The following is a 24637-nucleotide window of genomic DNA, read 5'->3' as shown; positions in this document are numbered from 1 at the left end:
CCAGACCCGCCGGCACCGGCCGGCCCGACGACCCGACGGATGCCGACGGCATCCGCTGACCCGCCACAGGAAAGGAACCGCCATGGCCAAACAGTCCATCTTCGGTCGCATCTCGCAGCTCGTCCGCGCGAACATCAACGCGCTCCTCGACGAGGCCGAAGACCCGCAGAAGATGCTCGATCAGATGGTGCGCGACTACACGAACTCCATCGCCGACGCCGAGGCCGCCATCGCGGAGACCATCGGCAACCTGCGCCTGCTCGAGGACGACCACCGCGAGGACGTCGACGCGGCCAAGGAGTGGGGCGACAAGGCCCTCGCCGCGAGCCGAAAGGCCGACGAGCTCCGCAGCGCCGGCGACGCCGCCGGCGCCGACAAGTTCGACAACCTCGCGAAGGTCGCGCTCAGCCGCCAGATCTCGTCCGAGAACGAGGCGAAGGCCGCCGAGCCGCAGATCGCCGCGCAGACCGAGGTCGTCGACAAGCTGAAGGCCGGCCTGAACGGCATGAAGCAGAAGCTCGTCGAGCTGCAGAACAAGCGCAACGAGCTCGTCGCCCGGGCGAAGACCGCCCAGGCGCAGCGCCAGGTGCAGGACGCGGTCAAGTCGATCGACATCCTCGACCCGACGAGCGACCTCGGCCGCTTCGAGCAGAAGATCCGCCGCGAGGAGGCGCTCGTCCGGGGCCAGGCCGAGATCGCCGCGTCGAGCCTCGACGCCCAGTTCAACGAGCTCGACGACCTCGGCGAGCTCACCGAGGTCGACGCGCGGCTCGCCGCGCTGAAGGCCGGCGGCGGCCAGGGCGCGATCGGCGGCTGATCCGCGCGCGTACGAGTCGGATGCCCCGGGCGGAAGCTCGGGGCATCCGCCGTTCTCCCCCGATCCCCCGTCGAGGGGCGATACTGGAGACCATGCCGGCCACCTTCGTCGTCGTCCCCCTCTGGCAGGGCTCCGTCTCCGCTCGCGCGATGAGCCACGTCGACGGAGCGGAGGCGATCCGCGGCGATCTGCCCTCCGCCGCGACGCTCACCGTCGAGGTGCCCGTCGAGGCCGGCGAGGCACTCGGCACCGGCGTCCAGCGGTACAGCACGATCCGCCGCGTGCGCGAGGCCGCCGCGCTGGTGCTCGAGCAGGTCCCCGACTGGGCGCTCACGATCGGCGGCGACTGCGGGGCCTCGCTCGCCGCGGTCGGCCACGCCTCGGCGCGCGGCACGGGCGAGCTCGCGGTGCTGTGGCTCGATGCCCACCCCGATCTGAACACGCCCGACAGCTCGCCCTCGGGCGGGTTCGGGGGCATGACGCTCCGCGCCATCGCCGGCGAGGGTGCGGACGGGCTCCGGCTCGACGAGTCGCAGCGCGTGCCGCCAGAGCGCATCGTGCTCGGCGGCGCCCGGGCCTTCGACGACGAGGAGCGCCGCTACATCGACGAGCACGGCGTGCAGACGCTCACCGTCGAGGACCTCTCTGACCCGACCGTCGTCGTCGGCGCCCTCGAGGCGACGGGCGCGAGCCGCGTGTTCGTGCACATCGACCTCGACGTGCTCGACCCCTCCGCGCTCGCCGGGCTCTCCTACCCGATGCCCTTCGGCGTCGACGCCGCGACGCTCGCCGCCACCCTCCGTGCGGTCGTCGCGCGCTTCCCGATCGCGGGCGCCGCGATCGCCGGCTTCGCCCCCGGCTCCCCGCTCGCCGCGGAGGACGACCTGCCGACGATCCTCCGCCTCGTCGCCGCGCTCACCTCGGCCGAGCGGGGCGAGGCGTGACGGGCGGCGCCCGCGGCATCCCCGCCCGGGAGCCGCGCCGCGTCGTGCTGCGCCTCACCGACTCGCCGCTCAGCCGCGCCGGCTACTGGTGGGCGACGGCCGTCGGCTTCGTCTGGGGCTCGCTGTGGAGCACCGGGCGCATCGAGCGGCGCGACGGGCTCTGGATCTTCCAGGGGATGCCGAAGTGGACCTTCGGCCGCGGCGGCTCCTGCGTCGGCGGCTGCTACCTCACCGATCGCAACGTCGGGCCGCGGGTGCTCGTGCACGAAGCCGTGCACCGGCAGCAGTGGCGGAAGTACGGCATGCTCTTCCCGCTGCTGTACTTCCTCGCGGGCCGCGATCCGTTGAAGAACCGCTTCGAGATCGAGGCCGGTCTCGAGGACGGCGGCTATCTCCCCCGCCGCCGCCCCTGACAACTCAGGAACATGTGGCCGTTCTGCGCGGCGTGCCGCTGCGCGATGCCCGGATTCGCAGGGATGCCGATCGGGGTGTTCCTGAGTTCTGAACGGGGCGCGGACGCGGAACGGCCCGGATGCGTCGAGGCATCCGGGCCGTTCGACCGAGCCGACTACTCGGCGAGCGCCGCCGCGATCTCGTCGACGAGCGCGGGCAGGCCGCCCTCCCAGTCGAAGCTGAGCGCGGTGGGCGGCGACACCGAGGAGACGGTGACCGGGTCGGAGACCTGGGCGACCCGGCCCGCGCCGACCGCGGGGATGGCCTGCAGCTCGGGCTTGGTGAGGAAGGCGGCCGCGTCCTCCTTGGAGTTGTGGTAGCTCACGATGAAGTCGGCGTCGAGCTGGTCGAGCTGCTCGTAGCTGAGCTCGTAGTAGAAGCCGCCCTCGCTCGTGTCGAGCTTCGACACGCTCGGCGCGACCTCGAGGCCGAGCTCGGTGAGCACCTCGATGCGCGAGTCGGCCGCGGTGTAGACCGAGACGAAGCCGTCGCCGTCCCAGACGCCGGCGAAGGTCTTGCCGGCGAACTCGGGGTGCGCCGCGGCGGTCTCGGCGAGCTGATCGGAGATCGAGGCGAGCAGCTCGTCGCCCTGCTCGGCGAGGCCGAGCGCCTCGGCGGTGATGCGGATCTCCTCGTCCCACGGGGTGGTCCACGGCGCCTCGGGGTAGGCCACGACCGGCGCGATCTCGGAGAGCGTGTCGTACTGCTCCTGCGTGAGCCCGGAGTAGGGCGCCAGGATCAGGTCGGGGTCGGCCTCGATGAACTCCTCGTAGGGCACCGTCGCGCCGCCCTCGGGGTCGCTCAGCAGGGCGGGCAGCTCGACGCCGGCGTCCTCGTAGGCGGCCTCGACCCAGGGCAGGTAGTTGCCGGCGCCGACGGTCCAGATCTGCTCGCCGATCGCGACGGGGTAGACGCCGAGGGCGATGGCCGCCTCGGTCGACCCCCAGCCCCAGGTGGCGACGCGCTCGGGCGCCTGGTCGATCACGGTCTCGCCGAGGGCGTGCTCCATGGTGATCGGGAAGCCCCCGCCGGTGACGGGCGCGTCGCTCGCGGCGGGCTCGGTGCTCCCGCCGGCGCAGGCGGACAGGGCGATCGCGGCGACGGCGGCACCGGCCACGGCGATCAGGGAACGGCGAAGACGCACAGGGACTCCTCGAGTCGATCGGGGGATGATAAGGACAGGCTAACCTAACCGAGGGTGGATTCGGAACCCGCGTTGCGCTCCGTGACGGCCTGCGCCGAGTGGAACCGCCCGATCGGCACGATGAGCGGACCGCCGGAGACCGGGTCGTCGATCACCTCGGCCGAGAGCCCGAACGCGCCGTGCACCGTTTCGCGGTCGAGCACCCGGGCGGGCTCCCCCTCGGCGACCACGCGACCGCCCGCCATGACGACGAGATGGTCGGCGTAGCGCGCCGCCAGGTTGAGCTCGTGCAGCACCATCACGATCGTCGTGCCGCGCTCGCGGTTCAGCGCGGTGAGCAGGTCCAGGAGCTCGAGCTGGTGGGCGAGGTCGAGGTAGGTGGTGGGCTCGTCGAGCAGCATCACCTCGGGCTGTTGCGCCAGCACCATCGCGATCCAGACCCGCTGGCGCTGCCCGCCGGAGAGCTCGTCGATCGGCCGGTCGGCGAGCTCCGCCATCCCGGTCGCCTCGAGCGCCTCGGCCACCGCCAGGTCGTCGCCGCTCGAGTGCCGGCCGAACCAGCCCTGGTGCGGATAGCGCCCGCGCCCCACGAGGTCGGCGACGCGCACGCCGTCCGGCGCGACCGAGGACTGCGGCAGCACGCCGAGCCGGCGGGCGAGCTCGCGACGGGGCATCCGTCCGACGTCGTGGCCGTCGAGCGTGACGCGACCGGCCTCCAGCGGATGCAGTCGCGCGAGGCCGCGCAGCAGCGTCGACTTGCCGCACGCGTTCGGGCCGACGATCGCCGTGATCCGTCCCGCCGGCAGCCGCAGGGAGAGGTCCTCGACGATGCGACGGCCGTCGTAGCCGAGGCTCACGCCCTCGGCGGCGAGGCCGACGGGGTGGTCGGCGGACGGGCGGAGCGCGGATGCCTCGGTCGGGACGGGCCCGGCGTCGGCTCGAAGCGAGGCGACCTCCACGGCGGGGTCGACGGTGCGTGCGCGGGGGGTCATGCGCGGGTCCTCTCGGTGCGGGCGAGCAGCCAGAGCAGATAGGGGGCGCCGATCAGGCCGGTGACGATGCCGACCGGGGCCATCAGCCCCGGGATCGCGAACTGGCCGACGACGTCGGCGGCGAGCGTCAGCACGCCGCCGACGACGGCCGAGGCGAGCAGCGCCGCGCCGCCGCTGCCGACGAGCCGGCGAGCGATGGCGGGCGCGATGAGCGCGACGAAGGCGATGGGCCCCGCGATCGCGGCGGCGACGGCGACGAGTCCGACGGCCGCCGCGAGCAGCACGACGCGTCCCGCGTGCGCCCGGGCGCCGAGCGACGCGGCGTGGTCGTCGCCGAGCGCGAGCACCGCGAGCAGGCGCGAGGCGAGCGCGACGACGAGCGACATCACCGCGACCCCGAGGAGCAGGCCCGCGAGGTCGTCGCCGCGGACGTCAGCGACGCTGCCGACCGTCCAGTGCAGCGCCTGCTGCGCCTGCCGGACGTCGCCGCGGGCGAGCAGCCAGCTGACCGTGGAGCCGCAGACGTAGGCGAGGCCCACGCCGACGAGCACGAAGCGGATGCCGTGCAGCCCCTGCCGCCAGGCGACGGCCCAGATGATCACGGCGACGAGGAGCCCGCCCGCGAAGGCGAAGCCCGTGACCCAGATGCCGGCGAGGCCGAGGCCGAGCATCGCCCAGACGGCGCCGAGGCTCGCCCCGGACGAGATGCCGAGGATGTCGGGGCTCGCGAGCGGGTTGCGCAGCACCGCCTGGAACACCGAACCGGCGAGCCCGAACGCCCAGCCGACGACGAGGGCCGCCACGATCCGCGGGAGGCGGAGTTCGAGCACGACGAAGCGCTCGACCTTCTCTCCTTGCCCGAACAGCACCGCGAGCACCCGGTCGGGCGAGACGGCCGCCGCGCCGAGGGAGGCAGCCACGAGCGCGACGGCGAGCCCGAGCGCGGCGACGACGAGCACGACCGCGAGCCCGCGACGGCGGCGACGGCGGCGCACCTCGTGCAGCAGTCCGACGCCCGTCGGCGCGTCCGCGCGGCCGGGCCGCACCCCCAGGGCGGTCACAGCCCGGCCACCTTCCGGCTGCGCGCGACGGCGATGAGCACGGGCGCGCCGAGGAAGGCCGCGACGACGCCCGCCTCGAGCTCGGAGTTCGGCACGACGAGCCGGCCGAGGACGTCGGCCGCGAGCAGCATGATGGGCCCGAGGAGGAGCGCGAGCGGCATGACGAGGCGGTAGTCGCTGCCGATCAGGCGGCGCGCCGCGTGCGGCACGACGAGCCCGACGAGGGCGATCGGGCCGGCGAGGGCCGTCGCGGTGCCGCAGAGCAGCACGATCGCGACGCCCGCGAGCCCGCGAGTGACCCCGACGCGCTGGCCCAGGGCGCTCGCGACGTCCTCGCCGAGGGCGAGGAGGTTGAGCCGGTGCGCGAGGAAGAACGCGAGCACGGCGCCGACGAGCAGGAACGGCCAGAGCACGCCCACGGTCGCGAGGTCACGTCCCGTCAGCGAGCCCACCGCCCAGAAGCGGTACTGATTGAACGCCTCGGTGTCCTGCAGCAGCACGAGCGCGATGAGCGGGGTGATGAACGCCGTGACGGCCGCCCCGACGAGTGCGAGCCGCACGGGTTCCCCGCGGCCGATCGAGAACACCGCGACGGCCGCGAGCCCGGCGCCGGCGAAGGCGAGCCAGATGTAGCCGAGCGGGTCGACGATGCCGACGAAGGAGATGCCCAGTACGACCGCCAGCGAGGCGCCGGCGTTGATGCCGAGCAGGCCCGGATCGGCGATCGGGTTCCGGGTGACGCCCTGGATCACCGTGCCGGCGAGGCCGAGCGCGACGCCCGCGGCGAGCCCGATGACCGTGCGCGGCACGCGCAGCTGGAGCACGACGAACTGGTCCGGGTCGGCCGTGTCGGGCGAGAAGATCGCCCGCCAGACCTGCGCGGGGTCCATCGCCCGGACGCCGAAGGCGAGGCTCGCGAGCACCATGAGCACGAGCACCAGGGCCGCGAGGCCGAAGACGAGCACGACCCGTCCGGGCCGCGAGCGGGCCGGCCGGCGCGGGGCGGGCGCGGAGGGCGCGTGCTGGCCCGTGGTGACGGTACCGACGGCGCGCATCACTCCAGCTCGGCGCGACCGCGCCGCCAATAGCCCATGAACGCGACCTGGCGCCGGTCGAGGCCGGCGTCGCGCACGAGGAAGCGGCGCAGCGCCGTGATGACGGATGCCTCGCCGGCGAGCCAGGCGTAGCAGGCCCCGTCGAGGCTCCGCCCCTCCGGCACGTCCCAGAGCGGCACGTCGTCGCCGTCGGCCCGCTCGGCCGCGGCGAGGGCGGCGGCGCCCGAGGCATCCGCGGTGGCGTCCGCCTCGCCCGAGCCGTTCGCCGTCGTCGCCCGCACGACCCAGTCGCGCACGGCGGGAATCAGGCGCTCCCCGTGCACGGCGTCGGCCGCGGAGCGGGCGAGCCAGCGCACCTCGACGCCGGCGGGTGCGGCGACCGGGAGCACGTCCTCGGCACTCGGCACCTCGATGAGGGCGGCGCCCGAGGCGTCGGCGGGGAGTTGCTCGAGGATCGCGCAGATCGCGGGCGCCGCGGTCTCGTCGCCCGCGAGCAGCACGGTGTCGACCGCGCCGGGGCGGAAGTCGATGCCGACGGTGCGCTCCGGGCTGCGCTCGTCGGGGCCGATGATGATGAGCTCGTCGCCGGCGCTCGCCCGGGCGGCCCAGGCGGAGGCGGGCCCGAGGTCGCCGTGCAGCGCGAAGTCGACGTCGACCTCGCAGCGGTGCGGGCGCACGGCACGCACCGTGTAGGTGCGGAACACGTTGCGCCGTTCGGCGGGCAGTTCCCGCCACGCGCGGTACCAGTCCTCCCCCTCCGGGAAGTCGGCGAAGCCGCGGCCCTCGATCGGGAAGACGAGCTTCACGCGCTGGTCGAGGCCGGCGGTGCCGAAGTCGGCGAGCTCCTCGCCCGCGAACGTCACCCTGACGAAGTGGGGCGACAGTCGCTCGGCCCGCGCGACGGCGGCGGAGAAGCTGCGGTACGCCGGCCGAGGGCGGACGATCGGCTCCGCTACTGAGGTAAGCATTACCTAAGTCTTACACATCGCTCCGCCGGGGCGAAGAGCCAATTCCGCGAACCGCGCGCAGTGCCCCGATCACCAGACCGGCGGACGCCGCCCCACGACGCCGGCACGGCGCTCGAACTGCGCCGCGATCGACAGCAGCACGGCCTCGCCGCCCGGCCGCCCGATCAGCTGGACCCCCATCGGCAGCCCGCCCTCGGTGAACGTCACCGGCACCGTGATCGCGGGCAGCCCGGTGACGTTCACGAAGGAGGTGAACGGCGTGAACGCGACCTGCTGGGCGAAGTTGCGCTCGCCGTCCTCCGCGTCGTACCAACCGACGGGACGCGGCGTCATGGCCAGCGCGGGGGTGAGCACCGCGTCGTAGCTCGCGAGACGGCGGATGACGCGCTGCTCGTAGTCCGACAGCCACGACAGCGCCGCGACGAGTTCGGTCGCCGGCAGCGCGCGGCCACGGCGGAGCAGCCAGCGGGTGAGCGGCTCGAGCAGCTCCTCCCCCTCGCCCTGCACGGGGATGCCGCCCGCGCCCGCCTGCCAGACGGCCCGGAAGGCGTCGGCATAGCCGGGCTCGGGCGCCGGCGGCACGGCCTCGACCCCGTGTCCGAGCCGGTCGGCGAGCTCGATGCCGCGCTCGAGGGCGGCGTGCGCCTCGGGCTCGACGACGATCTCGGTGAAGTCGTCCCACGGCGTCTCGGTCATCACGCCGAGCTGGTAGCGCCCCTCGCCGCGGATGGCCGCCCCGAGGAAGGGGCCGTCGGAGCCGGGCGCACGGAGCGCGAAGGGATGCTCCCCCGGGTAGCCCGCCGGGGCCACCATCCCGTCGAGCAGCAGGGCGGCGTCCGCGACCGTGCGCGCGATCGGGCCGGCCACGCCGAGCCCGGCGAGGCTGCCGATCCCCGAGCTGCCCGGGACGCGCCCGCGCGAGGGCTTCAGCCCGACGAGCCCGCAGGAGGCGGCCGGGATGCGGATCGAGCCGCCGCCGTCCGAGCCGGGGGCGAACGGCAGGAGCCCGGCCGCCACCGCCGCCGCGGCGCCGCCGCTCGAGCCGCCGGCGCCGCGCGCGAGGTCCCAGGGCGTGCGCGCGGGCGGGAAGGCGAGCCCCTCGGTGTACGACGGCAACCCGAACTCGGGCGTCGCGGTCTTGCCGAGGCTCACGGCGCCGGCCCGATCGACGTCGCGCACGAGCGCGTCGGACTCGGCGGGCACGAAGTCGGCGAAGGCCCGAGAGCCGAAGCGGGCCGGCATCCCCGCGCGCAGCTGCAGGTCCTTGTCCGCGAGCGGCATCCCCCAGAGCGGCGCCGTCTTCGGCACCTCCCGCTCGACGTGGCGCGCACGCTCGAGCGCGCCCTCCGCGTCGACGTGGGCGAACGCGCCGAGCTCGGAGCCCAGCCGCTCGATGCGCGCGAGGAAGTGGGCGGCGAGTTCGCTCGGCGAGACCGCCCCGCGCTGCAGCAGCTGGTGCAGCTCGAGGGCGGTCGCTTCGTGCAGTTCCACCGGATCGCTCATCCGTCGAGCCTACGACCGTCGGCGGCGCCCGCGCTCAGCGCAGGTTCTTCTGCAGCAGCACCGTGCCGAGCCAGCGGTCGAACTTGAAGCCGACCCGGCCCATCCTGCCAATCTCGACGAAGCCGAACTTCTCGTGCAGCGCGAGCGAGGCCTCGGCGCCCTGGTCGGCGATGACCGCGATCATCTCGCGCAGCCCCGCCGCCGTCGCGGCGTCGATGAGGGCGGTGAGCAGCGCCCGGCCGAGGCCCTTGCCGGATGCCGCGGGGCCGAGATAGATCGAGTTCTCGACCGTGTACCGGTACGCGCGCCGCTGCCGCCAGGGCGCGGCGAGCGCGTAGCCGAGCAGCTGACCGGACGGGGACTCGGCGACGAGGAACGGCAGCCCGAGCTTGTCGAGCATCGCGTACTTCTGCCGCCACTCGCGCAGGGTCATGGCGTCCTCGTCGAACGTCACGGTCGAGTTCGCCACGTAGTAGTTGTAGATCTCGCGCACGCTCGGCAGGTCGGCGGGCGTCGCCGGCCGGATGACGAACTCGAACGGCGGCTCGGCGGGCTCCACCTGACGCAGGTGGGGCGGCGGCACGCGCCGCTGCTGGTATTCCTCCTCGAGCATGGCGGTCAGCCTACGCGGTCGGTGTTGCGGGCGCGTTTCGGCGGCGGATGCGGCCGGGGCGGCGGCGCGGCTCAGGCGGGCAGCGACCAGTCGACCGGGGTGCCGCCCTGGGCCTCGAGCAGCGCGTTCGCCCGGCTGAACGGCTTCGAGCCGAAGAAGCCGCGTGAGGCGGAGAGCGGGCTGGGATGCACCGACTCGATCGTCGGCGTCTCACCGAGCAGCGGCTTCAGCGACTGCGCGTCGCGCCCCCAGAGGATCGCGACGAGCGGCGTGCCGCGGGCCACGAGCGTGCGGATGGCGTGGTCGGTGACGGCCTCCCAGCCCTTGCCGCGGTGCGAGGCCGGCGTGCCGGGGCGCACGGTCAGCACCCGGTTCAGCAGCATGACGCCGTTGCGGCTCCAGGCGCCGAGGTCGCCGTGGGCCGGGGGCTCGACGCCGAGGTCGTCGCGCAGCTCTTTGTAGATGTTGCCGAGGCTCCGCGGCACCGGTCGCACGTGCGCCTCGACGGCGAAGCTCAGCCCGATCGGATGCCCCGGCGTCGGGTACGGGTCCTGCCCGACAATGAGCACCCGGACGTCGTCGATCGGCTGCGAGAAGGCGCGCAGCACGCGGTCGCCCGCCGGCAGGTAGCCGCGACCGGCGGCCTGCTCGGCGCGCAGGAACTCGCCGAGCTCCGCGATGCGCGGGGCGACCGGCTCGAGCGCGGCCGCCCAGCCCGGGTCGATGAGCCCGGCCTCGGCGAGCTCCGGCAGGGTCTTCGCGGGGGCCATCAGGCGGCGATCGTCGAGACGAGCACGCCGCCGTCGCCGGGCAGCACGCGCCACACGCTGCCCTCGCCCTCGACGCGCAGCCCGCCCTCGCCGACGATGAGCACCGTGCGCTCGTCGATGCCGAGGGCGCCGTCGATGAGCCCGGACTCCACGGCGGCCACGAGCCGGGAGAGGGTGCCGCGCTGCGCGACGTGCGCGTCGATCGCGACGTCGACGAGGCCGATGCCGGCCTCCACCTCGAACTCGGGGCCGGGTTCGGCCGGGTCCTCGGGCGCGACGAGCACGCCGTCGATGCGCGAGCCGCCGCCGAGCGCGCCTTCGGCCGCGATCATCGCACCGGCCGAGACGCCGAGGTAGGGCACGCCGCCCGCGACCTGACGCCGCAGCTCGCCGAAGAGCGGCTCGAGCCCGGCGCGCACCTGCTCCACGATGCCGCCGCCGACGAGGATGCCGTCGACGTCCGCGATCGCGGTCAGCGCGAGCGGCTCGCCGCCCGGCGAGCTCGTCACGTGCGCCTCGACCGCGCCGGCCGCGGCGAGCACCCCGCGCAGCACCTCGGCGCGGTCCGGACCGCCCGGGTGGATCGACACGATCGCGACGCGGGGCGCGGTGCGGCCGGCCGCCCGGGCGCGCGCCGCCGCCTCGGCGAGGAACGGGGCGTACAGCGGGGCGTCCGCCGGCTCCAGCGCGCCACCGCCCAGCAGGTGGACGCTCACGCGGTGACCTGCACCGGCGGCTGCGCCGACCAGGGGAAGACGATCCAGTCGTCCGTCGCCCGGTAGCTGTAGTCCGGCACCAGCACCGTGCGCGACTTCGTGTAGAGCGTCGCCGTGCGCACCTCCGAGCCGACGTCGGTGAGCAGCTCGAGCACCTTCGCGAGCGTGCGGCCCGAGTCGGAGACGTCGTCGACGAGCAGCACCTTCAGGCCGGCGAGCGCCGGCGCGTCGAGCATCGGCGGGTGCACGATCGGCTCGGGCAGGACCTGCTCGATGTCGGTGTAGAACTCCACGTTGATGGAGCCGCACTGCTTGGTGCCGAGCGCGTACGAGATCGCGCCGGCGAGCAGCAGCCCGCCGCGGGCGATCGCGATGACGACGTCGGGGCGGAACCCCGACCCGAGCACGTCCGCGGCGAGGGTTCTCGCCGCCTCGCCGAACTGGTCCCAGCCGAGGATCTCGCGACGCACATCGGGTTCGCCGATGGCCGCGTCATTCGCGTCGAAGGTCATCCTGCAAGGGTACGGCGTCGGGGGCCGCCCCGGCATCCGCGGGCCGCCGCTCGCCCGGGCGCTCGCGCTCCTCGCGCGGGTGCTCGCGGAGCTGGCCGAGGCGCTCGGTGAACAGCGACACGATCGTGGCCGAGGCGGTGCCGACGATCGCGATCCCGCCGATCATCAGCATCACCGCGAAGATGCGGCCGGCGACCGTCACGGGGTACATGTCCCCGTAGCCGACAGTGGCGATCGTGACGCAGGCCCACCAGATCGCGTCGCCGAAGCTCTGGATCGTCGCGCCCGGAGCGTCCCGCTCGGCGTTCAGCGTGGCGAGCGCGATGAAGACGATGAAGACGACAGCGTAGACGAGCATCGTGGAGACGACCCGCGCGCGGAAGGCGTCGCCGCCGCGCCCCCGGAAGTAGCGCACCCGGTGCACGAGACTCACCACCCGCAGCGCGCGGAACACCGGCAGCACCGCCGAGAGCACGTCGAGCGGGTGGTGCACGAGGAAGGCGATCCGGTGCCCGCGCGGGGTCAGCGCGCAGCGCACGACGACGTCGACGACGAAGGTCGCCCAGGAGAGGATGAGGAGCAGTTGCAGCGTCAGCACGAGCCAGGGCGGCAGCGCCTCCGTGAGCACGAGGGTCGCGTAGGCGACGAGGAACCCGATCCCGAGCACGACGAGCGGCCCGGTCGTGCGGTCCTCCCAGGCGCGGCGGCGGGCGGTCTCACGATCGCGCGCACCCCCGCCCGTCGCGCTCATCGCCCGGTCCGCACCTCGAGCGGGCCCCGCGCCAGCAGGTGCGGGGCGGCCTGCGCCACGGGCTTCACGACGATGAGGTCGAGATCGACGTGCCGCGGTTTGCCCATCGCGTCGGCGATGACCGCGGCGACGTCCTCGGCGGCGAGCGGCTCCGCCACACCGGCGTAGACGGCATCCGCCTTCTCCCGGTCACCGCCGTACCGCACGAGCGAGAACTCCTCGGTGCGCACCATCCCGGGCGCGACCTCCACGACGCGGATCGGCTCGCCGTTCAGCTCCAGCCGGAGCACCGCGGTGACGGCGTGGGCGGCCGACTTCGCGGCGTTGTACCCGCCGCCGCCCGCGTACGGCACGTGCCCGGCGACCGAGGTCACGTTGACGAGGTCGGCGACGCCGCGCTCGGCCGCCCCCTGCCGCAGCAGCGGCAGGAGCGCCGCGGTGACGCGCTGCAGCCCGAGCACGTTCACCTCGAACATCCAGCGCCAGTCCTCGGGATCGGATGCCTCGACGGAGGCGACCCCCTTGGCCCCGCCCGCGTTGTTCACGAGCCCGTGCACGGGCCCGCCCCGGGCGAGCTCGGCGGCGAGGGCGTCGACGTCGTCCTGCCTGGTGACGTCGCAGACCATGAACGCGGCGCCCGTCTCCTCGGCGAGCGCGCGCAGCCGATCCTCGCGCCGCGCGACGGCGACCACCTCCCAGCCCTCGGCGCGGAGCGCCCGCACCGTGGCTTCGCCGATGCCCGAGCTCGCCCCGGTGACCACTGCCCGTCTGCCGTTCATGCGCCTATTCTGCCCGTGCTGGAACAATGGGGCGATGCCTTCCACGCCGACGACGCCGACGAAGTCCCAGCCGCACCAGAAGAAACGGGTGCCGCTGTGGGACAACGCGAGGTGGATCGCGATCGTCCTCGTCGTCGTCGGCCACGGCATCCTGCCGCTCATCGGCGAGTCCAACTCGGCCTACAGCGTCTACCTGTTCATCTACTCGTTCCACGTCGCGGTGTTCGTCACCGTCTCGGGCTACTTCGCGAAGTCGGGGCCGCCGACGGCGCGGTCCATCCGGCAGGTGATCACCGACATCGTGCTGCCGTACCTGATCTTCGAGACGATCTGGACGGTGCTGCGCTTCCTCCTGGGCACTGGGGTCGGGCTCGACTACGCGACGCCCTCCTGGACCCTCTGGTTCCTCATCGCGCTCGCGGTGTGGCGCGTCGTGCTGCCCTACCTGGTCATGCTGCGGGCGCCCCTGCTCATCGCGATCGCGATCTCCGTCGCCGCCGGCTACTCGGAGACGATCGACTCGACGCTCGCCCTCAGCCGCACCTTCGGCATGCTGCCGTTCTTCGTCTTCGGCTGGAAGCTGCGTCAGTGGCGCATCACCGGCCGTTGGCTGGCGCTGCCCGCGCGGGTGGCCTGGCGCTGGCGGGCGGGGGCGATCGCCCTGTTCGCCGCGGTCCTCATCGCCATGCCGACCGCGATCGAGTGGTGGCGCGATATGAAGCTGCGCCGATTCCTGCTCTACGACGAGTCCTACCCCGACCTCGGCTACGACGAGCCGTGGACGGGTGCCATCCGGCTCGGGCTGCTCGTCACCGCCATGGTGCTCGCGGTCGCCTTCCTCACGCTCATGCCGCGCGGCGCGCACTGGTTCACGCCCTTCGGCGCGGCGACCATGTACATCTACCTGCTGCACAGCTTCGTGCTCTACCCGTTCCGCGAGTCGGGGGTGCTGGAGGGCGATCAGCCGTTCTGGGTGCTGCCCGCGATGATCGTCTTCTGCGTCGGCATCTCGATCGTGCTGTCGCTGAAGCCCGTGCGCCGGGTCTTCCGCCCGCTCGTCGAGCCGCGCGCCAGGTGGCTGTTCCGCCCGGAACCCTCGACGGCGACCGGCACGATCGTGCTGCCCCCGGAGGCGCTCCCGCCCGGCCCGGCCGGCACGGCGCCGCCCACGGGCCCGCCCGCGCCGCGCGACTGAGCGGACCGCCCAGCGGTTACGCCGTGTGTCGGGCCGCGTTGCCCGGCCTGCGCGCCCCGCCTAGCGTGGTCGCAACACGGCCGGGCCACCCGAGCCGGCCGAACCGAAGGAGAGCTCGATGAGCAACGCAGCCGACTGGCGCTTCGAGACCAAGCAGGTCCACTCCGGCGCCGCCCCCGACCCGATCACGAAGGCCCGCGCGACCCCGATCTACCAGACGACCTCGTACGTCTTCGACAACGCCGAGCACGCGCAGAACCTCTTCGCGCTCGCCGAGTTCGGCAACATCTACACCCGCATCCAGAACCCGACCCAGGCGGTCGTCGAGGAGCGCGTCGCCGCGCTCGAGGGCGGCACCGGCGCGCTGCTGCTCGCCTCCGGCCAGTCGGCGGCGACCTTCTCGGTGCTGAACATCGCGCAGGCGGGCGACCACATCGTCTCGTCGAGCTCGATCTACGGCGGCACCTACAACCTCTTCAAGTACACCCTCGCGAAGCTCGGCATCGAGACCACTTTCGTCGAGAACCAGGACGACGCCGAGGAGTGGCGCCGCGCGGTGCGCCCGAACACGAAGCTCTTCTTCGCCGAGACCATCGGCAACCCGAAGATCAACGTGCTCGACATCGGCCTCGTCTCGGGCATCGCGCACGACGCCGGCATCCCGCTCGTCGTCGACAACACGATCGCGACGCCGTACCTCATCCGCCCGTTCGAGCACGGCGCGGACATCGTCATCCACTCGGCGACGAAGTTCCTCGGCGGCCACGGAACCACCATCGGCGGCATCATCGTCGACGGCGGGAAGTTCGAGTGGTCGAAGAACGTCGAGAAGTTCCCCGGCCTCACCGAGCCCGACCCCTCGTACCACGGCGCGAGCTACACCGCCGCGGTCGGCGACGGACTCGCCTACATCATCAAGGCCCGCGTGCAGCTGCTGCGCGACCTCGGCGCGGCGATCTCGCCGAACAGCGCCTGGCTGCTCATCCAGGGCATCGAGACGCTGTCGCTGCGCATCGAGCGTCACGTGCAGAACGCGCAGGAGATCGCCGAGTGGCTCGACGACCACCCGGACGTCGCGAGCGTGAACTACTCCGGCCTGCCCTCGAGCCCCTGGTACGCGGCGGCGAACAGCTACGCCCCGAAGGGCGTCGGCGCGGTGCTGTCCTTCGAGCTGAAGGGCGGCGTCGACGCGGGCCGCGCGCTCGTCGACAACCTCTCGCTGTTCTCGCACCTCGCGAACATCGGCGACGTGCGCTCGCTCGTCATCCACCCGGCCTCGACGACCCACTCGCAGCTCACGCCCGAGCAGCAGCTCACGAGCGGCGTGACGCCCGGCCTCGTGCGCCTCTCGGTCGGCATCGAGAACATCGACGACCTGAAGGCGGACCTCGAGGCCGGCCTCGCCGCCGCCCGCGCCGCCTCGGAGGCGCTGCGCGCGTAACGCGAAGCCCAGCACGACCCGGATGCCGCAGGCCAGCGCCTGCGGCATCCGTCGTCTGCGCGGGTCCGCGCCCACCGGATGCCGCGACCGTAACAATGCCCGCGCGCCCCGCCCGCTCGGGGAGAATCGAAGGCATGGACTGGCAGCGGCAGGCGGACGTCGTCCCGGCGAGCATCGTGCCGGAGGCGCGCGCGCACAGCCTGCTCGGCCGGGCCCCGGCGACCGGCGCCTGGCGCATCGGCGACCCGGTCGGCGACCGCCGCTTCGCCGAGATCGGCACAGTCCGGCTCGAGTCCGGCGAGACGCTGCCCGAGGTCACGATCGCCTACGAGACCTGGGGCGAGCTCTCCCCCGCGCGCGACAACGCCGTGCTCGTGCTGCACGCGCTCACCGGCGACAGCCACGTGCTGGGCTCCGCCGGACCCGGGCACCCGAGCGCGGGCTGGTGGGAGGACGTCGTGGGCCCGGGCCGTGCGATCGACACCGAGCGCTGGTTCGTCATCGCCCCGAACGTGCTCGGCGGCTGCCAGGGCTCGACCGGCCCGGCCTCGCTCGCGCCCGACGGGGTGGAGTGGGGCGGGCGCTTCCCGTTCCTGACGATCCGCGACCAGGTCGCCGCGCAGCAGGCCCTCGCCGACGAACTCGGCCTCGACCGCTTCGCCGCCGTCGTCGGCGGCTCGATGGGCGCGATGCACGTGCTCGAGTGGGCGATCACGGCTCCCGAGCGGGTCGAGCGGATCGCCGTGCTCGCCGGTCCGCCCGCAGCGACCGCCGACCAGATCGCCCTGAACTCGGTGCAGCTCGAGGCCATCCGCTCGGACCCCGCCTTCGCCGGCGGCGCCTACTACGACGCGGCCGACGGCGAGGGCCCGAGTCGGGGCCTCGCGCTCGCCCGACGGATGGCGATGCTGAACTACCGCACGGCGACCGAGCTCAACGACCGCTTCGCGCGCAGCTGGCAGTCGGGGCTCGACCCCCTCGGCGGCGGCGGCCGCTTCGCCGTCGAGTCGTACCTCGACTTCCACGGCAACAAGTTCACCCGCCGCTTCGACGCGAACAGCTACCTCGTGCTCACCGAGGCGATGAACTCGCACGACGTCGGCCGCGGACGCGGCGGCACGGCGGCGGCGCTCGCCGGCATCGAGGCGAAGAGCCTCGTGCTCGGCATCGAGAGCGACCGGTACTTCCCGCTCGCCGGGCAGCGCGAGATCGCGGCGCAGTTGCGGGGCAGCGTGCACGGCCCGGATCCGGTCGTCCTCGACTCCGAGTACGGGCACGACGCCTTCCTCATCGAGTCCGACGCGGTGGGCCGCGCGATCGCGGCGCTGCTCGCCGCCTGAGCCGCCGGCCGGCGCGCTTCGCCGCTCGAACGAGCGCCGCCGGCCCGCTCTGCACTAGGGTTCGACTATCGGGCTTCCGTCGCGGGCGCCCTTGTTCGGCTGAGGAAGATCGTGCATCGCATCCACAACGAACGCGACCGGCTCCTCGCCCGGATCGCGCGGCTGACCGGGCTGTCCGGGTGCGCCGGGGCGGTGCTGTGCCTGCTCGTCCCCGATTCGACCGGCCTCGTCGGCCGCATCGTCGCCATCGTGCTCACCCTGCTCGTCGCCGGGGCGATCGTGCTGCACACCGAGCGCGGCGAGCTCGGCCCCGCGCTCGGCGCGGCGGCCCCGGGCGTCGCCGCCATCCTCCTCGTCGGCCTCGACACGCCGGGCCCGGCCGGATCGACCGCCATCGCCGCGATCGCGGGCGCCGCGACGGCCGCGCTCGCGCTGACCCTCGTCCCGCGGCGCCACGGCCAGCTCGTCGTCGCGAGCCTCGCCGTCCTCGTCGTCATCGCCGTCTGGATCGGCGCGGTCGCCGGCCGCGGCTCCCTGCTCCCCATCGTCGCCGCGATCGCCGGCTGGGCGGCCTGCGGCCTGCTCGCCACCTGGACGGCGCGCGCGATCGACCGGGCGGCGGACCGCATCTCGGAGGTCGGCCGGGCGCACGAGGCGGAGCGCCTCGCGAGCGAGGCGGAGTCCCAGCAGCGCCAGGACGCCCGCCTGCTGCACGACACCGTGCTCGCGACCCTCAGCCTCCTGGCCCACTCCGGCGTGGGCGTTGGCCAGGCCGCCCTGCGCGACCAGGCCCGCGACGACGCCCGCCTGCTGCGCCAGTTGCGCCTCGGCGTGCCGCTCGAGGTCGGCTCGCATCCGATGTACGCGCCGGAGGCCGACGAGGACGCGCTCGGCTCGACCTTCGAGTCGGTGCGCCAGCGCTTCGCCCGGATGGGCCTGGACGTGAACTGGCACGGCGCCGGCCAGCTGCTGCTGCCTCGGGACAGCCTCGATGCGCTGCTCGGCGCCCTCGGGGAGTGCCTCGAGAACGTGCGCCGGCACTCCGGCGTGAACGAGGCGGACGTCACGGTCACCGACGACGAACGCGCGGTGCGCGCGATGATCACCGACGCCGGCACCGGTTTCCAGACCGATGCCGTCGAGCCCGGCCGGCTCGGCTTCGCCGAGTCCGTCGTCGGCCGCCTGCACGCCGTCGGCGGGCGCGCCAGAGTCTTCTCCTCCCCCGGCGCCGGAACGACCGTCATGCTCGAGGTGCCGAAGCCGTGAGCGGACTGCACTCGACCATCGAACGCTCGTTCCGGCGACCGGCGCGCTCGGCGCGCGCCGCCGTCGACATGCGCGAGCGGCACGGCGGGCGGCGGATGTCGGCGGGCATCACGATCGCCGCGGCGGTGCTCGTCGCCGGGCACTTCGTGCACCTCCTCGCCACGGTCGGCGCGTATCCGGCCGGCCACGATCCCTGGGCGGCGTGGATCGCGCTCGCGATCGTCCTCGCCGGCGGGGTCGTCTCCCGGCTGTTCTCGCCGCGGATGCCGGCCTGGGTCTACCTCGCACTGTTCACCGCGCTCGCCGTGCCCGTGGGTCTCGACCTCGTCGCGACCCGGGGCCTGCTGCACCTCGGCGTCACGCCGACGGCCGCCGCGGCCTCCGCCGTCGTGCTGATGCCCGTGACGACGCTGCGCGGCCGCCGTGTGCCCGTCGTGGTCGCCGGCGTCATCGGCGCGGCGATCGCGATCGCCTCCCTCGTGCAGCTGCCCGCGGCCGGTCCCCTCGTCGTCGTCGGCGTCGCGGTCGCCGCGTCCGCCGTGCTGCCCGTCGTCGTCGCCGCGCTCGCGATCGTGGGGTTCCGCCGGCTCGTCGGACGCGAGCTCGACCTCTCGCTCGTGCAGAGCACGGTGCAGACGCCGCGCAGCGCGGTCGGCATGCGCGCCTCCGAGGAGCTGGCGCGGCTCGACTTCGACGCCGAGTCGCTGCTCGAGGACGTCGGCTCCGGCCGGCTGCCGATCCCGCTGCCGACCGACGCGGCCCTGCGGGCCGGCGCGCTCGCGGCGAAGCTCCGCGTCCGCCTCATCGAGGGCCGCAGCGACACCTGGCTGAAGCACGCCGTGACGGAATCCGCGTACCTCAGCCGCCGCGTCACGATCGACGACCCCGACGGCGACGCGGGCGTCCTCGCCCCGGCCCAGCGCGACGGCCTGCTGCTCACGCTCTGGCTGATCGCGGGCGAGCGCCGGCCGCGTCGGGCCGCGGGCGCGAGGGTCGTCGTGCGGGTGCGCAGCGAGCCGTTCGACGACGACGAACGGGGTCCGCTCGCGATCGAGATCGAGGTCTCCGGCGTGGCGCGGCGTCATCTGGACCCCGCCATCTGGGATGCACTCGGTAGTCTCGGAAGTCACGAGGTCGTGTCCGCGTCGGATTCGATCAGGATCGAACTCGTCTGCCCGGTCGACCCGAACGCCCCGGCAGCCGCTTCGGCGCCTCGGAGCGCCCGAACGAGGGGAAGATGAATGCCTGAACCGGCCGCACCGATCCGCCTGGCGATCGTCGACGATCACCGCATGCTGCTCGGCGCCCTATCCGAGTGGCTGCGGGGTGCTGCGCCCGACATCCAGCTCGTCGCCGCGGTGCCGTCCTGGTCTGAGCTGCTCGCGCATCCGGAGTTCCCGGCCGACGTCGTGCTCCTCGACCTCGACCTGCGCGACAACATCCCGGTCTCGCTCAAGCTGTCGATGCTGAAGTCGGCCGGCGTGCAGACGATGCTGATGAGCACCTACTCGGAGCCCGCGGTCGTCCGCGAGGCGCTGAACGCGGGCGCGCTCGGCTACCTCGTGAAGTCGGAGCCGGTCGAGACGATCGTCGAGGCGATCCGGGCGGCGCGGCTCGGCGACTCGTACATCACGCCCGAGCTCGAGACGACGCTCGCCGACGCCGACGCGGTGCAGGCGCCGAAGCTGTCGGCGCAGGAGCGGCGCGTCATGGCGCTCTACGGCGCCGGGCAGCCGGTGAAGGCGGTCGCGTTCCAGCTCGGCATCTCCGAGGAGACCGCGAAGAGCTACCTCAAGCGCATCCGCGAGAAGTACCGCGTCGCCGGCTATGACGTCGGCACGAAGGTCGCGCTCCGCAAGCGTGCCATCGCCGACGGCATCCTGCTGCAGACCGACTGACACGGCCGGCCGCGGCGCCGGGACCGCCCGAGGGGCGAGCGCCCGGCGCGCGCCCGCCGCTTCAGTCCCGTTCGGCCGCCGCGACCGCTCCGGTCGCGTACGGCACGTCGACGCCGCGGCCGATCCGCCGGCGGTCGAGCGCGAAGCTCGCGAACGCGAGCCCGATGCCCGCGAGCGTCAGCGCGAAGCCGACCCAGATCGGGGCGAGGTAGCCGAGGCCGCCGGCGATGACGAGGCCGCCGAGCACGGCCCCCATGCTGTTGCCGACGTTCAGCGCCGAGTGGTTCAGCGCGGCGGCGATCGACTGGCTGTCGCGGGCGACGTCCATGAGGCGGGTCTGGATCGTCGGCGCGAGCGCCGAGGACGTGACGCCCACGAGGAAGACCCCGCCGAAGAGGCCGAGCGGATGGCTCGCCGTGAGGGCGAGCAGCAGCAGTGCCGCCGCGAGGGCGACGAAGAACAGGTACATCGTGCGGCGCACGCTCCAGTCGGCGAGCCGGCCGCCGATGAGGTTGCCGACGGTCATGCCGAGGCCGGTCGCGACGAGCACGAAGGGCACGAAGGCGGCCTCGAGCCCCGTCACCTCGGTGGCGAGCGGCGCGATGTAGCTGTACATCGCGAAGAAGCCGCCGAAGCCGATCGCGCCGATCGCGATCGCGAACCAGACCTGCGAGCGGCGGAAGGCGCCGAGCTCGCGGCGGATGCTCGCCGCCGGGTCGCCCGCCTGCCACGGCACGGCCGCCGCGATCGCGAGGAAGGTGAGCACGAAGATCACGGCGACGGCGAGGTAGGCGACGCGCCAGCCCGCGAGCTGGCCGAGCCAGGTGATGCTCGGCACGCCGACGACGTTTGCGATGGTGAGCCCGGAGAGCACGAGCGCGACGCCGCGGGCGCGCTTGCCCGGCCCCATCAGGCTCGCCGCGACGAGCGAGGCGATGCCGAAGTACGCCCCGTGCGGCAGGGCGGCGACGAAGCGGGCGACGAGCACGAGGCCGAAGCTCGGCAGCAGGGCCGAGGCGAGCGTGCCGAGGGCGAACCAGGCGGCGAGGGCGAGCAGCAACCGCTTGCGCGGCCACTTCGCCGCCGCCGCGGCGATGGTGGGCGCCCCGACGACGACGCCGAGCGCGTACGCCGAGATGAGCCAGCCGGCCTGCGCGTTCGCCTCGTCGGGCGAAGTGGTGGCGAGGCTCGGCAGCAGATCGCCCGCGATGTCGGGCAGCAGGCCCATCGCGACGAACTCGGTGGCGCCGATGCCGAAGCCGCCGAGGGCGAGCGCCAGCAGCGCGAAACGAAGACGGGCCGGCGACAGCGTCGTCGGCCCGGAGGAGTCGGGGATCACTCGGCGATTCTGTCACGCCTCGAATCGATTCGACAAGCGGATGGCGTCATCCGCCGTCGTGCGCCCGCGCGACAGCGCCGACTGGACTCACCGTTCGGCGCGAAGCTGCTCGCTGACTCCTCCGGTCGAGGGGATGCGGCGCCACCACCAGCCGGACCGCGAGTCCACTCGGAAGTACCTCCCCAGCAACGTCGCGGAATCCGGCTCTGTGGAGGCGAGGAACTCTCGGTCGGCATGCTCGACGAGCGCGGCGAGGCGCTCGTGCAACGCACCGGTGGTCCGTTCGAGGGCAAGCTCGAGCGCATCCCGAGCACACAGGTCATTGGTGTAGTCGTCGACGGTGTCGGAGCCCGCCCAACGCTGCCGCGCGACGTCGAACCATGTGCTGAGCCCTCGTCGAGTCGAGTAGTGCGCGGCCCAGCCTTCCTCATGAAGGGCGGCGTCCAGAGCGTCGAGCAGTGCGTTCGCTTCCGCGCCGAAATCGAAGTCGAGGTCGGACTCGGGTTCAGGCCCGCTCATCGTCGATCGCCTGCTCCAGCCGCTCGACCTTCGCGTCGAGCTCGCCGGCGTAGCCCGGGCGGATGTCGGCCTTCAGCACGAGCGAGACGCGCGAGCCGTACGCGCCGACCGCTTCGGTCGCCCGCCGGACCACGTCGAAGACCTCGTCCCACTCCCCCTCGATCTCGGTGAACATCGAGGTGGTGCGGTTCGGCAGCCCGGACTCCCGCACGACCCTCACCGCCGCCGCGACGGCGTCGTGCACCGATCCGTCGCTCCGTCCCGTGCCGCTCGGCGCGACTGAGAATGCCACCAGCATGGGGTCCTCCTAGCCGGGCCGCGAGGCGAGCTCGTGCGCCGGGAGCGCGGCCCGGCTTCCAGCCTGCCACAGCCGTCGCAGCGCCCACGCGAGCAGCAGCGCGAGCAGCGCGACCTTGCCCGTCAGCAGCAGCACGAAGGCGGGGTCGGCGACGAGCAGCCAGCCGTACCAGTACGGGTAGATGACGTGGGTGAGCAGCGCCGCGCCGGCCGCGAGCAGCGCGGGCACCGCGAAGCGCGCCGGGCGCAGCACGAGGCCCAGCACGACCGGGGCGGCGAGCCAGGTGACGAACTGCGGCGAGCCGACCTTGTTGCCGAGTAGCAGCACGACGACGAAGGCGAGCGCGAGCGGCGGCAGCAGCCGGCCGAGCGGAGCGCCACGTCGCGCCGCGCGGATGCCGACCGCGAGCACGGCCGCGACGCCGACGGCGAGCAGCGGCGTGGTGAGCCAGGCGGCGGTCTCGACGCCGGGTCCGTACACCTGGTAGGTCAGGATCTCGCGGTCGTACGCGATGTGCACCCCGGAGGCGCCCGCGACGATCGCCCACAGCCAGGGCACCGCGAGCGGCGCCTCGACCTGGAGCCCGCGGCCCGCCTGCTCGCCGATGAAGCCGATCGCGTTGACGCCCGCTCCGGCGACGACGCTCACCGCCAGGATGCCGAAGCTCAGCGCGAGCGCGATCATGACGACCTCGGCCCTGCGGCGGAGCGCGACGACGAGGGCGGCGACGAGCGCGGCCGGCCAGACCTTGATCCAGGCGCCGATCGTGAGCAGCACGGCGGCGACGCGGGGTCGGCCGGCGGCCCAGAGCAGCCCGAGCATCGCGAAGGGCACCGTGACGGCGTCGATCCGCCCGAGCGCGATGGGTCCGAGCAGCGCGAGGAAGCCGAGCCACCACCACGCGGCGAGCCGGCGGTGCCTGGAGAACGTCGCCCGCCCGAGCAGCACCGAGAGGGTGATCCCGTTCAGCACGGTGACGAGGGCGAGCCACGTCTCGCCGAACCACTCGCCGCCGAACGCGAGGGACGCCGCCATCGGCGCGAAGGCGAGGATCGGGTACACCCACGGCAGGTCGATGCCCATCCGCGCGTAGCCGTGCGCCGCGTTCTCGGCCCAGATCCGGTACACCCCGGTCACGTCGCCGAGCGGCAGTCCCGGCGCGAAGAGGTTGAGCGCGACGAGCGCGGCGTGGACGAGCGCGAAGGCGATCCAGATCGCGCCCCGGCCGGCGAGGAGACGGCGGATGCCGCGGCTCGATCGACGATCCCCCATCCCCCGATCCGGCATGGCTCAGAGCCTAGCCGTGCGCGGCCGTCATACGACGCCATGCGGGCTGCGGATTGCGCCGAGTTCGGCCAAGCTGGAGTCATCCCGATCGGAAGGCCCCGCCATGACCCGTCGCACGCTCACTGCCGTCGCCCTCGCCGCCGCAGCGGCCCTCGCCCTCGCCGGCTGCACCGCGGGCGGTGACGGCCAGGCCGCCGGCCCGAGCGCCGAGGGCTACGTGACCGACGGCAAGCTCACGATCGGCACGGGCCAGCCCGCGTACTTCCCCTGGGTGATCGACGACGCCCCCGAGTCCGGCGAGGGCTTCGAATCGGCCGTCGCCTACGCGGTCGCCGACGAGCTCGGCTTCGCGAAGGACGACGTCGTCTGGGTGCGCTCCACCTTCGAGCAGGCCATCGCACCGGGGCCGAAGGACTTCGACTTCAACCTCCAGCAGTTCTCCATCACCGACGAGCGCAAGCAGGCCGTCGACTTCTCCTCGCCGTACTACGAGACCACGCAGGTGGTCGTCACGGTCGACGCCTCGCCCGCGGCCGGCGCGACCACGATCGCCGAGCTGAAGCCGTTCAAGATCGGCGCCCAGACCGGCACGACGAGCCTCGACGCGGTCGAGCAGACGATCGCCCCCGACGGCGGTGCGCAGATCTTCAACACGAACGACGACGCGAAGCTCGCGCTGCAGAGCGGCACCGTCGACGCGATCGTCGTCGATCTGCCGACCGCGTTCTACCTGACGGGCGCGGAGCTCGACGGCGGCAAGATCATCGGCCAGCTGCCGTCGACGGGCGGCGGCGACCAGTTCGGCCTCGTGCTCGCGAAGGACTCCCCGCTCACCGAGAAGGTCACCGCCGCGGTCGATGCACTGCGCGAGAACGGCACGCTCGACGAGCTCGCGGCGAAGTGGCTCGGCGGCGACGACACGGCGCCCGTCCTCAAGTGACCCGCGTGGCCGCTCCGGCCGGTTCCGCTCCGGCGG

26 protein-coding genes are annotated in these 24637 nt (G+C 73.7%); 10 read left to right on the top strand and 16 right to left on the bottom strand.

From position 1 onward, the window contains the following. The first annotated feature begins 82 nt into the window (after positions 1–82). From ACFWE1_RS09975 to ACFWE1_RS09965, 3 genes are all read left to right on the top strand, one after another. Entirely contained in the window at positions 83–817 is a 735-nt protein-coding gene (locus tag ACFWE1_RS09975; RefSeq protein WP_376933315.1) for a PspA/IM30 family protein, read from the top strand. 92 nt (positions 818–909) lie between these two features. Continuing rightward, positions 910–1761 carry an arginase family protein gene (locus ACFWE1_RS09970; RefSeq protein ID WP_376933314.1) on the top strand — a complete coding sequence of 284 codons (852 nt, stop codon included), beginning with the start codon at positions 910–912 and terminating at the stop codon, positions 1759–1761. Then, positions 1758–2174 (top strand): Fe-S oxidoreductase, encoded by a 417-nt coding sequence (locus ACFWE1_RS09965; RefSeq protein ID WP_376933313.1) that lies wholly within the window; start codon positions 1758–1760, stop codon positions 2172–2174. The genes ACFWE1_RS09970 and ACFWE1_RS09965 overlap by 4 nt, the downstream gene beginning before the upstream one ends. Positions 2175–2329: 155 nt before the next feature. Here ACFWE1_RS09965 and ACFWE1_RS09960 read toward each other — a convergent pair whose 3' ends face one another. The 12 genes from ACFWE1_RS09960 to ACFWE1_RS09905 form a co-directional block, all read right to left on the bottom strand. Then, positions 2330–3358: an iron-siderophore ABC transporter substrate-binding protein gene (locus tag ACFWE1_RS09960; RefSeq protein WP_376933312.1), complete on the bottom strand. Its 1029-nt coding sequence runs from the start codon at positions 3356–3358 to the stop codon at positions 2330–2332. Between the two features lie 44 nt (positions 3359–3402). Continuing rightward, positions 3403–4350, bottom strand: a complete 948-nt coding sequence (locus ACFWE1_RS09955) for an ABC transporter ATP-binding protein (protein WP_376933311.1) — start codon at positions 4348–4350, stop codon at positions 3403–3405. Continuing rightward, positions 4347–5411 carry a FecCD family ABC transporter permease gene (locus ACFWE1_RS09950; protein WP_376933310.1) on the bottom strand — a complete coding sequence of 355 codons (1065 nt, stop codon included), beginning with the start codon at positions 5409–5411 and terminating at the stop codon, positions 4347–4349. Before ACFWE1_RS09950 ends, ACFWE1_RS09955 begins: the two co-directional genes overlap by 4 nt. Beyond that, a complete protein-coding gene (locus ACFWE1_RS09945; RefSeq protein ID WP_376933309.1) occupies positions 5408–6466 on the bottom strand; it encodes a FecCD family ABC transporter permease in 1059 nt (352 codons plus the stop codon). The genes ACFWE1_RS09950 and ACFWE1_RS09945 overlap by 4 nt, the downstream gene beginning before the upstream one ends. Continuing rightward, on the bottom strand, positions 6466–7434 hold the full coding sequence (locus tag ACFWE1_RS09940; protein ID WP_376933308.1) for a siderophore-interacting protein: 969 nt from the start codon (positions 7432–7434) through the stop codon (positions 6466–6468). Before ACFWE1_RS09940 ends, ACFWE1_RS09945 begins: the two co-directional genes overlap by 1 nt. Before the next feature lie 69 nt (positions 7435–7503). Further along, positions 7504–8937 (bottom strand): amidase, encoded by a 1434-nt coding sequence (locus ACFWE1_RS09935; RefSeq protein WP_376933307.1) that lies wholly within the window; start codon positions 8935–8937, stop codon positions 7504–7506. Positions 8938–8971: 34 nt separating this feature from the next. Then, positions 8972–9550 carry a GNAT family N-acetyltransferase gene (locus tag ACFWE1_RS09930; RefSeq protein ID WP_376933306.1) on the bottom strand — a complete coding sequence of 193 codons (579 nt, stop codon included), beginning with the start codon at positions 9548–9550 and terminating at the stop codon, positions 8972–8974. 71 nt (positions 9551–9621) lie between these two features. Beyond that, a complete protein-coding gene (locus tag ACFWE1_RS09925; RefSeq protein WP_376933305.1) occupies positions 9622–10320 on the bottom strand; it encodes a uracil-DNA glycosylase in 699 nt (232 codons plus the stop codon). Next, positions 10320–11036, bottom strand: coding sequence for a Type 1 glutamine amidotransferase-like domain-containing protein (locus ACFWE1_RS09920; RefSeq protein WP_376933304.1), 717 nt, complete (start codon positions 11034–11036; stop codon positions 10320–10322). The genes ACFWE1_RS09925 and ACFWE1_RS09920 overlap by 1 nt, the downstream gene beginning before the upstream one ends. Further along, positions 11033–11548: a phosphoribosyltransferase gene (locus tag ACFWE1_RS09915; protein ID WP_243568797.1), complete on the bottom strand. Its 516-nt coding sequence runs from the start codon at positions 11546–11548 to the stop codon at positions 11033–11035. The genes ACFWE1_RS09920 and ACFWE1_RS09915 overlap by 4 nt, the downstream gene beginning before the upstream one ends. After that, complete coding sequence (locus ACFWE1_RS09910; protein WP_376933303.1) at positions 11529–12299, bottom strand: potassium channel family protein; 771 nt, start codon at positions 12297–12299, stop codon at positions 11529–11531. Before ACFWE1_RS09910 ends, ACFWE1_RS09915 begins: the two co-directional genes overlap by 20 nt. After that, positions 12296–13078: an SDR family oxidoreductase gene (locus ACFWE1_RS09905; RefSeq protein WP_376933302.1), complete on the bottom strand. Its 783-nt coding sequence runs from the start codon at positions 13076–13078 to the stop codon at positions 12296–12298. The genes ACFWE1_RS09910 and ACFWE1_RS09905 overlap by 4 nt, the downstream gene beginning before the upstream one ends. A gap of 34 nt (positions 13079–13112) precedes the next feature. Here ACFWE1_RS09905 and ACFWE1_RS09900 point away from each other — a divergent pair, with 34 nt between their 5' ends. From ACFWE1_RS09900 to ACFWE1_RS09875, 6 genes are all read left to right on the top strand, one after another. After that, positions 13113–14273, top strand: coding sequence for an acyltransferase family protein (locus tag ACFWE1_RS09900; protein ID WP_376933301.1), 1161 nt, complete (start codon positions 13113–13115; stop codon positions 14271–14273). A gap of 118 nt (positions 14274–14391) precedes the next feature. Next, positions 14392–15714 carry a bifunctional o-acetylhomoserine/o-acetylserine sulfhydrylase gene (locus ACFWE1_RS09895; RefSeq protein ID WP_376933300.1) on the top strand — a complete coding sequence of 441 codons (1323 nt, stop codon included), beginning with the start codon at positions 14392–14394 and terminating at the stop codon, positions 15712–15714. 134 nt (positions 15715–15848) lie between these two features. Further along, complete coding sequence (locus ACFWE1_RS09890) at positions 15849–17054, top strand: homoserine O-acetyltransferase (RefSeq protein WP_376933299.1); 1206 nt, start codon at positions 15849–15851, stop codon at positions 17052–17054. 111 nt (positions 17055–17165) lie between these two features. Next, on the top strand, positions 17166–18320 hold the full coding sequence (locus ACFWE1_RS09885) for a sensor histidine kinase (protein ID WP_376933298.1): 1155 nt from the start codon (positions 17166–17168) through the stop codon (positions 18318–18320). Beyond that, positions 18317–19561, top strand: coding sequence for a hypothetical protein (locus tag ACFWE1_RS09880; RefSeq protein ID WP_376933297.1), 1245 nt, complete (start codon positions 18317–18319; stop codon positions 19559–19561). Before ACFWE1_RS09885 ends, ACFWE1_RS09880 begins: the two co-directional genes overlap by 4 nt. Next, the gene (locus ACFWE1_RS09875) at positions 19562–20218 is read left to right on the top strand and encodes a response regulator transcription factor (RefSeq protein ID WP_189086340.1); all 657 of its coding nucleotides are present in this window, start codon (positions 19562–19564) and stop codon (positions 20216–20218) included. 61 nt (positions 20219–20279) lie between these two features. Here the strand turns inward: ACFWE1_RS09875 and ACFWE1_RS09870 are convergent, their stop codons facing one another. From ACFWE1_RS09870 to ACFWE1_RS09855, 4 genes are all read right to left on the bottom strand, one after another. Beyond that, complete coding sequence (locus tag ACFWE1_RS09870) at positions 20280–21557, bottom strand: MFS transporter (protein WP_376933296.1); 1278 nt, start codon at positions 21555–21557, stop codon at positions 20280–20282. 87 nt (positions 21558–21644) lie between these two features. Then, positions 21645–22076: a hypothetical protein gene (locus ACFWE1_RS09865; protein ID WP_376933295.1), complete on the bottom strand. Its 432-nt coding sequence runs from the start codon at positions 22074–22076 to the stop codon at positions 21645–21647. After that, the gene (locus ACFWE1_RS09860) at positions 22063–22374 is read right to left on the bottom strand and encodes an MTH1187 family thiamine-binding protein (protein WP_376933294.1); all 312 of its coding nucleotides are present in this window, start codon (positions 22372–22374) and stop codon (positions 22063–22065) included. The genes ACFWE1_RS09865 and ACFWE1_RS09860 overlap by 14 nt, the downstream gene beginning before the upstream one ends. Positions 22375–22383: 9 nt before the next feature. After that, positions 22384–23646: a hypothetical protein gene (locus ACFWE1_RS09855; RefSeq protein ID WP_376933293.1), complete on the bottom strand. Its 1263-nt coding sequence runs from the start codon at positions 23644–23646 to the stop codon at positions 22384–22386. Positions 23647–23764: 118 nt separating this feature from the next. Between ACFWE1_RS09855 and ACFWE1_RS09850 the strand changes: the two genes are divergently transcribed. Then, entirely contained in the window at positions 23765–24601 is an 837-nt protein-coding gene (locus tag ACFWE1_RS09850; RefSeq protein WP_376933292.1) for an ABC transporter substrate-binding protein, read from the top strand. Positions 24602–24637: the final 36 nt, after the last annotated feature.

The sequence above is a fragment of the Agromyces sp. NPDC060279 genome (assembly GCF_042726785.1).
Lineage (GTDB): Bacteria > Actinomycetota > Actinomycetes > Actinomycetales > Microbacteriaceae > Agromyces.
Note: the sequence above shows the minus strand (reverse complement) of the source record. Positions and strands in the feature narration are given on the sequence as shown.